The sequence below is a fragment of the Cupriavidus sp. GW823-FHT07B10 genome, assembly GCF_058794355.1.
Genome location: NZ_JBXAGS010000039.1, coordinates 1 through 8,231, shown reverse-complemented (window position 1 = coordinate 8,231; position 8,231 = coordinate 1). Strand labels below are relative to the sequence as shown.

The following is an 8,231-nucleotide window of genomic DNA, read 5'->3' as shown; positions in this document are numbered from 1 at the left end:
GGGGTCGCCTCAGAAAACGGAAAATAAAGCACGCTAAGCCGGTTGCAGCGGTCGTAGCGGCCTGAACTTGCCCGCGCCGATCTTGGCGCTGCTGCGCCAGAGGTAATCGCCGGTGAGGTTGATGTGCTCCCAACCGAGCGGCGACAGGTACTGCAACAGCGCGTCATCAACGGCATGGCCGTTGCCACGCAGCGCGTGCGCAGCCCGTTCCAGATAGACCGTGTTCCACAACACGACGGCAGCCGTTACCAGATTGAGGCCGCTAGCCCGGTAGCGCTGCTGCTCGAAACTGCGGTCGCGGATTTCACCCAGGCGGTTGAAAAACACTGCCCTGGCCAGCGCATTGCGCGCCTCGCCCTTGTTCAGGCCGGCATGCACGCGGCGGCGCAGTTCCACGCTTTGCAGCCAGTCCAGGATGAACAGCGTGCGCTCGATGCGGCCCAGCTCGCGGAGCGCCACGGCCAGGCCGTTCTGGCGTGGGTAGCTGCCGAGCTTTCGGAGCATCAGGGAGGCCGTCACCGTGCCCTGCTTGATCGAGGTGGCCAGCCGCAGGATTTCGTCCCAATGGGCGCGGACGTGCTTGATGTTGAGCGTGCCGCCGATCATGGGTTTCAGCGCGTCATAGGCGGCGTCGCCCTTCGGGATGTAGAGCTTGGTGTCGCCCAGGTCGCGGATGCGCGGCGCGAAGCGGAAGCCCAGGAGGTGCATCAGGGCGAAGACGTGATCGGTGAAGCCCGCCGTGTCGGTGTAATGCTCCTCGATCCGCAAGTCGGACTCGTGGTACAGCAGGCCGTCGAGCACGTAGGTCGAATCGCGCACGCCGACGTTCACGACCTTGGTGTGAAATGGCGCGTACTGGTCAGAAATGTGGGTGTAGAACGTCCGCCCTGGGCTGCTCCCGTATTTCGGGTTGATGTGGCCGGTGCTCTCGGCCTTGCTGCCGGTGCGGAAGTTCTGGCCGTCCGACGATGAGGTGGTGCCGTCGCCCCAGTGCTCGGCGAAGGGATGGCGGAACTGTGCGTTGACCAGATCGGCCAGCGCCGCCCCGTAGGTTTCGTCGCGGATGTGCCAGGCTTGCAGCCAAGCCAGCTTGGCGTAGGTCGTGCCGGGGCAAGACTCCGCCATCTTGGTCAGGCCCAGGTTGATCGCGTCGGCGAGGATCGTGGTCAGCAACAGGTTCTTGTCTTTGGCCGGGTCGCCCGATTTCAGATGCGCGAAATGCCGAGTGAAGCCCGTCCATTCGTCCACCTCCAGCAGCAGTTCGGTGATCTTGACGTGCGGCAGGATCATTGCCGTCTGGTCGATCAGCGCTTGGGCGGTGTCGGGTACCGCCGCGTCGAGCGGCGTGATCTTCAAGCCTGACTCGGTGATGATGGCGTCCGGCAGCTCGTTGGCCGTCGCCATACGGTTGACGGTGGCAAGCTGTGTTTCCAGCAGCGTCAGCCGGTCGTTCAGGTACCGGTTGCAGTCGGTGGCCACGGCCAGCGGCAATTCGCTGGCCTGCTTGAGGCTGGCGAATTTCGCGGGCGGCACCAGGTAGTCCTCGAAGTCCTTGAACTGGCGCGACCCCTGCACCCAGATGTCGCCGGAACGCAACGCGTTCTTCATCTCCGACAGCGCGCACAGTTCGTAGTAGCGCCGGTCGATGCCGGTGTCGGTCATGACCAGCTTCTGCCAGCGCGGCTTGATGAACTCGGTCGGCGCGTCGGCGGGCACCTTGCGGGCGTTGTCGCTGTTCATGCCGCGCAGCACCTCGATGGCGTCGAGCACGTCCTTCGCGGCGGGAGCGGCCCGCAGCTTGAGCACGGCAAGGAATTCCGGCGCGTAGCGGCGCAGCGTGGCGTAGCTTTCGCCGATGCGGTGCAGGAAATCGAAGTCCTCGGGCTGCGCAAGCTTCTGCGCTTCGGTGACGCTCTCGGCGAAGGCATCCCAGGACATGACGGCCTCGATGGCGGCGAACGGATCGCGGCCCGCCTGCTTGGCCTCGATCAGCGCCTGGCCGATGCGGCCGAACAGCCGCACCTTGGCGTTGATCGCCTTGCCGGACGCCTGGAATTGCTGCTGATGCTTGTTCTTGGCGGCGTTGAACAGCTTGCCCAGGATGCGGTCGTGCAGGTCGATGATTTCGTCGGTGACGGTGGCCATGCCCTCGATGGCAAGCGCCACCAGGGTGGCATAGCGTCGCTGCGCCTCGAACTTGGCCAGGTCGGCGGGCGTCATCTGGCCACCCTCACGGGCGATCTTGAGCAGGCGGTTCTGGTGCACCGACCGCTCGATGCCAGAAGGCAGGTCGAGCGCCTGCCACGCTTTGAGGCGTTCGATGTGTTCCAGCATGTGCCGCGAATTCGGTTTGACGGGCGATTGGCGCAGCCAGGCCAGCCAGGTCGTTTTGCCGTTGTCCCGACGCTTGAGCAGATCGTCGAGGCGGCGGCGATGCGCGTCCGACAGCGGTTCGGCCAAGGCATCGTAGATGCGCCGGTTGGCGCGGGTGATTGCTTCGGCGCTCGCCCGCTCGACGGCGTTGAGGGCAGGCAGAATGACCGACTGCTGCCGCAGGTGCTCGATCAAGGTGCTGGCCAGCACGATGCCCTTGTCGGTCTGCAAGGCCATCTCGGTCAGCAACTGGACGGCCTGCCGGTAGTGGCCCATGGTAAAGGGCTGGAAGCCGAACACCGTTTGCAGTTCGACCAGGTGCTCGCGCCGGGTCTGCTCCCGCTGCCCGTATTCGTCCCAGCTTTCGACGCTGACCTTGAGCTGGTCGGCGACCAGTTTCAACAAGGGCGGAAACGGCGGCTCATCGACGCCCAGGATGACACCAGGAAAGCGCAGGTAACAGAGCTGCACGGCGAAGCCCAGCCGGTTGGCCGGGCCGCGCCGCTGCCGGATGATGGAGAGGTCGGTTTCGCTGAACGTGTAGTGACGGATCAACTCATCCTTGGTGTCCGGCAACGCCAGCAGGCTTTCGCGCTCGGCGGCGGACAGGATTGAACGACGTGGCATATTTACTGATCCGTTCTCAAGTATTGATACAGGGTTTCGCGACTGATTCCGAATTCACGAGCCAGCTTGGTCTTTTGCTCGCCAGCCTCGACACGTTGGCGCAGTTCGGCAATACGCTCAGACGACAGGGATTTCTTCCTGCCACGGTAGGCCCCGCGCTGCTTGGCGAGCGCGATGCCCTCGCGCTGCCGCTCGCGGATCAAGGCGCGTTCGAACTCGGCGAACGCGCCCATTACCGACAGCATCAGGTTCGCCATCGGCGAGTCCTCGCCGGTGAAGGTCAAATGCTCCTTAAGGAACTCGATGCGTACGCCGCGCTGGGTGAGGCCCTGCACCAGGCGGCGCAGGTCGTCGAGGTTGCGCGCCAGACGATCCATGCTGTGCACCACGACCGTGTCGCCTTCGCGCACGAAGGCGAGCAGCCGTTCCAGTTCGGGCCGCCGTGTGTCCTTGCCCGACGCCTTGTCGGTGAACACTTTATCCACCTGGATCTGTTCGAGCTGCCGTTCTGGGTTCTGGTCGAAGCTGCTGACGCGGACGTAACCGATGCGCTGACCGTGCAAGGTATCCTCCTGAGGGAAATGTGTCAGGAAGAAATCTATGACCCTTGACGGCGTATGTCAATCAATTCGGAAGGCAACTCTATTCTGACGATTTAGCGCCGGATGGTCTGACGCCAAGTTAGGGTTATGCCTCAATCTGACGGTAGCGAGTCGCAGGCGTTCGGATCGGCATCGGTTTCGTTCCCTGTCTTGGCACGCGCTTCGAAGCGTTGATAACACTCCAACCCGCAGAAGTGCTCGACGTATTCCGCGCCTTCCGGGGTGAAGGCGGCATCGAGCGGGATTTCCTTGCAGCACACGCAGCAACTGGTGGTGGTCGAGTCACTTGCATTCATGGTGGCACCCCTCCATTGACTGACGAAGACGGCGAATGCCGCCGCCGGCATTGGCTTCGCGAACAGGAAGCCTTGTCCTGTGTCGCAGTCCGCTTGTCGCAATAGATCAAGACTCGCCGATGTTTCCACGCCTTCAGCCACCACATCCATGCCCAGCCCGTGCGCAAGCTGAATCACGGTGTGCACGATGGTTTGGTCGCGGCGGTCGTTGGCGAGCCCGGCGACAAACGATTGGTCGATCTTGAGCGTGCTGATTGGGCAGCACTTCAGATGTTGCAGACAGGAATACCCCGTCCCGAAGTCATCGGCGGCGAAGCGCACACCGATCTGCCGCAAGGCGTCCAGGGCGGGGAAGATCGCCGGATCACCAAACGCGACCGATTCGGTCAGCTCGATTTCGAGATACTCGGCGGGCAACTCGGCATCAGCCAGCACGCCCTTTACCCACCCGTCGAAGTCCGGTCCCACTTGGCTCGCCGAAACATTGACGGCCAGCCGGAACGGTCGCCATGCCAGCATTCGCCAGTCACGCATCTGGCGGCAGGCTTCGCCCAGCACCCAAGCGCCGATTTCAGGCATCAGGCCGGACGATTCGACCACGGGCAGGAACTGGCCCGGTGGCAATAGTCCAAGCGTCGGATGACGCCAGCGCAACAGGGCTTCCGCGCCGACAATCCCACCACTGCGCAGATCGACGACGGGCTGGTAGTGCAGTTCAAGCTGCCCGCGCTCGACCGCTTGGGCCAGTTCCGGCGTCGTCCATCCATCCGGCCGGAAAGCGCTCATTCTCTTTCCCTGAATGCCCGCAACGCCCGCGACAGGGACAGAAGGAACAGGCCGGTCAAACCGAGCGCCGCGATGACCCAATGCTCGCCGAGGAAAGCACCGGCGGTTGTGCCGGCCAGCACGACAGCGAGGATGGGCAGGTGGCAGGGGCAAGTCAGCACAGCCAGTCCGCCCCACAGGTAGCCGGTGATCGGTTTGTGCGTCTCGGACGGCAAGCGCTCGGGGTTGTTCATGGCAGACTCTCCGCGTGCTGTGCCGGCTCGGTCGGCAGGGTGGCCAACTGCACTTCCAGATCGGCCAACGCTTCGCGCCGACGCTCGACGAACTGACGCAGCAGGGCAAGCTGCGCGGCCGCTTCGTCGCCGTCCGCCGCATCCAGCGCCCGGCACAGCCGCGCCAGCGCGTCGAGGCCGATGCCCGCCTCGAAGGCCGCCCGCACGAAGCACAGCCGTTGCAAGGCGGCGTCATCGAACAAGCCGTAGCCGCCTGGTGTGCACGCCACCGGGCGCAGCAATCCGCGCAGCAGGTAGTCGCGCACGATATGCACGCTCACCCCGGCATCAAGAGCCAGCCGGGACACCGTGTAGGCGTTCATTGAACACCTCCTTTTTCTCACCCGGCGCAGCAGGAAAGCTGCTTCACATCCTTGTTGAAGGTCTGCGCCGCGAGCTTCAACCCCTCGACCATCGTCAGGTAGGGGAACAACTGGTCGGCCAGTTCCTGCACCGTCATGCGGTTGCGAATGGCCAGAGCCGCCGTCTGGATCAGTTCACCCGCTTCCGGCGCGACCGCCTGTACGCCGATCAGCCGATGGCTGCCTTCCTCGATAACCAACTTGATGAAGCCGCGTGTGTCGAAGTTGGCGAGCGCACGCGGCACGTTGTCCAAGGTCAAGGTGCGGCTGTCGGTCTCGATCCCGTCGTGGTGGGCTTCCGCCTCGCTGTAGCCCACGGTCGCCACTTGCGGATCGGTGAACACCACGGCCGGCATTGCGGTCAGGTCGAGCGCCGCATCGCCGCCGGTCATGTTGATCGCGGCACGGGTGCCGGCCGCTGCCGCCACATAGACGAACTGCGGCTGGTCGGTGCAGTCGCCGGCCGCGTAGATGTTCGGGTTGCTCGTGCGCATGCCTTGGTCGATGACGATGGCACCTTGCGCATTGACAGTGACCCCCGCTGCGTCCAGCGCGAGGCTGCGCGTGTTCGGTGTCCGACCGGTGGCAACCAGCAGTTTGTCGGCGCGCAATTCACCGTGCGTGGTGGTCAGCACGAATTCACCGTCCATATGGGCGACCTGGCTGGCTTGCGTGTGCTCCAGCACCTCGATGCCCTCGGCACGGAAAGCGGCTGTCACCGCCTCGCCGATGGCCGGGTCTTCACGGAAGAACAAGGTATTGCGCGCCAGGACCGTGACCTTGCTGCCCAGCCGGGCAAAGGCTTGCGCCAGCTCCAGCGCCACCACCGACGAGCCGATTACGGCAAGGCGTTCGGGAATGGTGTCGCTCGCCAGGGCCTCGGTGGAAGTCCAGTAGGGTGACTCTTTCAAGCCCGGAATCGGCGGGACCGCCGGGCTGGCACCCGTGGCGACCAGGCAGCGGTCGAACATCACGACGCGCTCGCCACCCTCGTTCAAACGGACGGTAAGGCTCTGGTCGTCCTTGAAGCGCGCCTCACCGTGCACAACGGTGATGGCCGGATTACCGCCCAGGATGCCTTCGTACTTGGCGTGCCGCAGTTCGTCGACGCGGGCCTGCTGCTGGGCCAGCAGCTTACTGCGGTCAATCGTAGGCACAGTTGCCGCAATACCGCCATCGAACGGGCTTTCCCGGCGCAGATGGGCGATGTGGGCGGCGCGGATCATGATCTTGGACGGCACACAGCCGACATTGACGCAGGTGCCGCCGATGGTGCCGCGCTCGATCAGCGTGACCTGCGCGCCTTGCTCGACGGCCTTCAGCGCCGCCGCCATCGCGGCTCCACCGCTGCCAATGACCGCTACCTGCACCGGGGGCTCGTTGCCACTGTGCTTTTCGGCGGCGGCCATCCATCCCCGCACCTTGTCGAGCAGTCCGACGCGGTTGTCCGCCAGTGGCGCATCGGCTAGCGTTGCCTTGTAGCCCAGTCCGGCCACGGCGGCAGTCAGCGCGTCCGGCGATGTGCCCGGCACGATGGCGAGTTGCGCTGTGCCCTTCGGATAGGACACCAGCGCCGACTGCACGCCTGGCACTTTTTCCAGCGCTTCCTTGACGTGCGCCGCGCACGAGTCGCAAGTCATGCCGGTGATTTTTAGATGGGTCATGCAACAGATCCTTTATCGTTTGTGGCGCCAGACAATGACGTCCGTTGTGCTGCGGTGCCGTTTTCAGTGACTCACTGCTTGACGCTGGACGGATAGCCCGCGTCTGCGGTTGCCTTGGTCAGCTTCTGCACGCTGGTCTTGGCATCGTCGAAGGTGACGACCGCTTGGCGTGTCTCGAAAGTCACGTCAACTTTGCTGACGCCTTCGACCTTGGAAATCGCCTTCTTGACAGTGATCGGGCAGGCGGAGCAGGTCATGCCCGGTACGGACAGCGTGACGGTCTGGGTGGCGGCCCAGACGGGGGCAACAACGGCGGCGAGGGCGAGGGAGGCAAACAGTTTCTTCATGGTGAACTCCGATCAGTAGAAAAATGGCATGACGTAGGGAAATCCGAGCGCGACCAGAACCAGCGCGGCCACGATCCAGAAAATGAGCTTGTAAGTAGCTCGCACTTGGGGAATCGCGCAGACCTCACCCGGTTTGCAGGCCGCTGCCTGCCGGTAGATGCGCCGCCAGGCGAAGAACAACGCCACCAGCGCCACGCCGATAAAGATGGGGCGATAGGGTTCCAACACCGCCAAGTTGCCGATCCAAGCGCCGCTGAACCCCAAGGCGATCAGAACCAACGGCCCGAGGCAGCAAGCCGAGGCGAGGATGGCGGCAAGCCCTCCAGTGAAGAGCGCGCCGCGCCCGGTTTTTGGTTCAGACATGCGCTTGTCCTTTCGAATTGAAATTGGATAGCGTAACCTTACTTCCGTACTCATGTACGGAGTCAAGCGATATGGAAAACAATTTGGAGAACCTGACCATTGGCGTTTTCGCCAAGGCGGCCGGGGTCAATGTGGAGACCATCCGTTTCTATCAGCGCAAGGGCTTGTTGCTGGAGCCTGACAAGCCCTATGGCAGCATCCGCCGCTATGGCGAGGCGGATGTAACGCGGGTGCGCTTCGTGAAATCAGCCCAGCGGCTGGGCTTCAGCCTGGATGAGATCGCCGAGCTGCTGCGGCTGGAGGATGGCACCCATTGCGAGGAAGCCAGCAGTCTGGCCGAGCACAAGCTCAAGGACGTGCGCGAGAAAATGGCTGACCTGGCGCGCATGGAGGCCGTGCTGTCTGAGTTGGTGTGCGCCTGCCATGCGCGAAGGGGGAACGTTTCCTGCCCGCTGATCGCGTCACTACAGGGTGGAGCAAGCTTGGCAGGTTCGGCTATGCCTTAGCGTGCTTTATTTTCCGTTTTCTGAGACGACCCC

Annotated in this window: 9 protein-coding genes; 1 reads left to right on the top strand and 8 read right to left on the bottom strand. The window is 63.6% G+C overall.

The features are described 5' to 3' along the window. Positions 1–33: 33 nt before the first annotated feature. The 8 genes from AC1Q6V_RS34580 to merT all read right to left on the bottom strand — a co-directional run bounded on the left by AC1Q6V_RS34580 (position 34) and on the right by merT (position 7,692). A complete protein-coding gene (locus tag AC1Q6V_RS34580; RefSeq protein ID WP_001138070.1) occupies positions 34–3,000 on the bottom strand; it encodes a Tn3 family transposase in 2,967 nt (988 codons plus the stop codon). A gap of 2 nt (positions 3,001–3,002) precedes the next feature. Beyond that, the gene (locus tag AC1Q6V_RS34575) at positions 3,003–3,563 is read right to left on the bottom strand and encodes a recombinase family protein (RefSeq protein WP_003124096.1); all 561 of its coding nucleotides are present in this window, start codon (positions 3,561–3,563) and stop codon (positions 3,003–3,005) included. A 131-nt stretch (positions 3,564–3,694) separates the two neighbouring features. Next, positions 3,695–4,684: a DUF3330 domain-containing protein gene (locus tag AC1Q6V_RS34570; protein WP_003132006.1), complete on the bottom strand. Its 990-nt coding sequence runs from the start codon at positions 4,682–4,684 to the stop codon at positions 3,695–3,697. Beyond that, a complete protein-coding gene (merE, locus tag AC1Q6V_RS34565; RefSeq protein ID WP_003132004.1) occupies positions 4,681–4,917 on the bottom strand; it encodes a broad-spectrum mercury transporter MerE in 237 nt (78 codons plus the stop codon). Before merE ends, AC1Q6V_RS34570 begins: the two co-directional genes overlap by 4 nt. Beyond that, entirely contained in the window at positions 4,914–5,279 is a 366-nt protein-coding gene (merD, locus tag AC1Q6V_RS34560) for a mercury resistance co-regulator MerD (protein ID WP_000995360.1), read from the bottom strand. The genes merE and merD overlap by 4 nt, the downstream gene beginning before the upstream one ends. 17 nt (positions 5,280–5,296) lie before the next feature. Further along, a complete protein-coding gene (gene merA, locus AC1Q6V_RS34555) occupies positions 5,297–6,982 on the bottom strand; it encodes a mercury(II) reductase (RefSeq protein WP_003156770.1) in 1,686 nt (561 codons plus the stop codon). Positions 6,983–7,053: 71 nt separating this feature from the next. Beyond that, entirely contained in the window at positions 7,054–7,329 is a 276-nt protein-coding gene (merP, locus tag AC1Q6V_RS34550) for a mercury resistance system periplasmic binding protein MerP (RefSeq protein ID WP_003131987.1), read from the bottom strand. Between the two features lie 12 nt (positions 7,330–7,341). Further along, on the bottom strand, positions 7,342–7,692 hold the full coding sequence (gene merT, locus AC1Q6V_RS34545) for a mercuric ion transporter MerT (RefSeq protein WP_003131974.1): 351 nt from the start codon (positions 7,690–7,692) through the stop codon (positions 7,342–7,344). A gap of 71 nt (positions 7,693–7,763) precedes the next feature. Between merT and merR the strand changes: the two genes are divergently transcribed. After that, on the top strand, positions 7,764–8,198 hold the full coding sequence (gene merR / locus AC1Q6V_RS34540; RefSeq protein ID WP_003131969.1) for a mercury resistance transcriptional regulator MerR: 435 nt from the start codon (positions 7,764–7,766) through the stop codon (positions 8,196–8,198). The last annotated feature ends 33 nt before the right edge of the window (positions 8,199–8,231 follow it).

Excerpts from the sequence above, each read along its gene's own strand:
- AC1Q6V_RS34580 (WP_001138070.1), bottom strand. The coding sequence starts at position 3,000 with ATGCCACGTCGTTCAATCCTGTCCGCCGCCGAGCGCGAAAGCCTGCTG.
- AC1Q6V_RS34570 (WP_003132006.1), bottom strand. The coding sequence starts at position 4,684 with ATGAGCGCTTTCCGGCCGGATGGATGGACGACGCCGGAACTGGCCCAA.
- merE (WP_003132004.1), bottom strand. The coding sequence starts at position 4,917 with ATGAACAACCCCGAGCGCTTGCCGTCCGAGACGCACAAACCGATCACC.
- merD (WP_000995360.1), bottom strand. The coding sequence starts at position 5,279 with ATGAACGCCTACACGGTGTCCCGGCTGGCTCTTGATGCCGGGGTGAGC.
- merA (WP_003156770.1), bottom strand. The coding sequence starts at position 6,982 with ATGACCCATCTAAAAATCACCGGCATGACTTGCGACTCGTGCGCGGCG.
- merP (WP_003131987.1), bottom strand. The coding sequence starts at position 7,329 with ATGAAGAAACTGTTTGCCTCCCTCGCCCTCGCCGCCGTTGTTGCCCCC.
- merT (WP_003131974.1), bottom strand. The coding sequence starts at position 7,692 with ATGTCTGAACCAAAAACCGGGCGCGGCGCGCTCTTCACTGGAGGGCTT.
- merR (WP_003131969.1), top strand. The coding sequence starts at position 7,764 with ATGGAAAACAATTTGGAGAACCTGACCATTGGCGTTTTCGCCAAGGCG.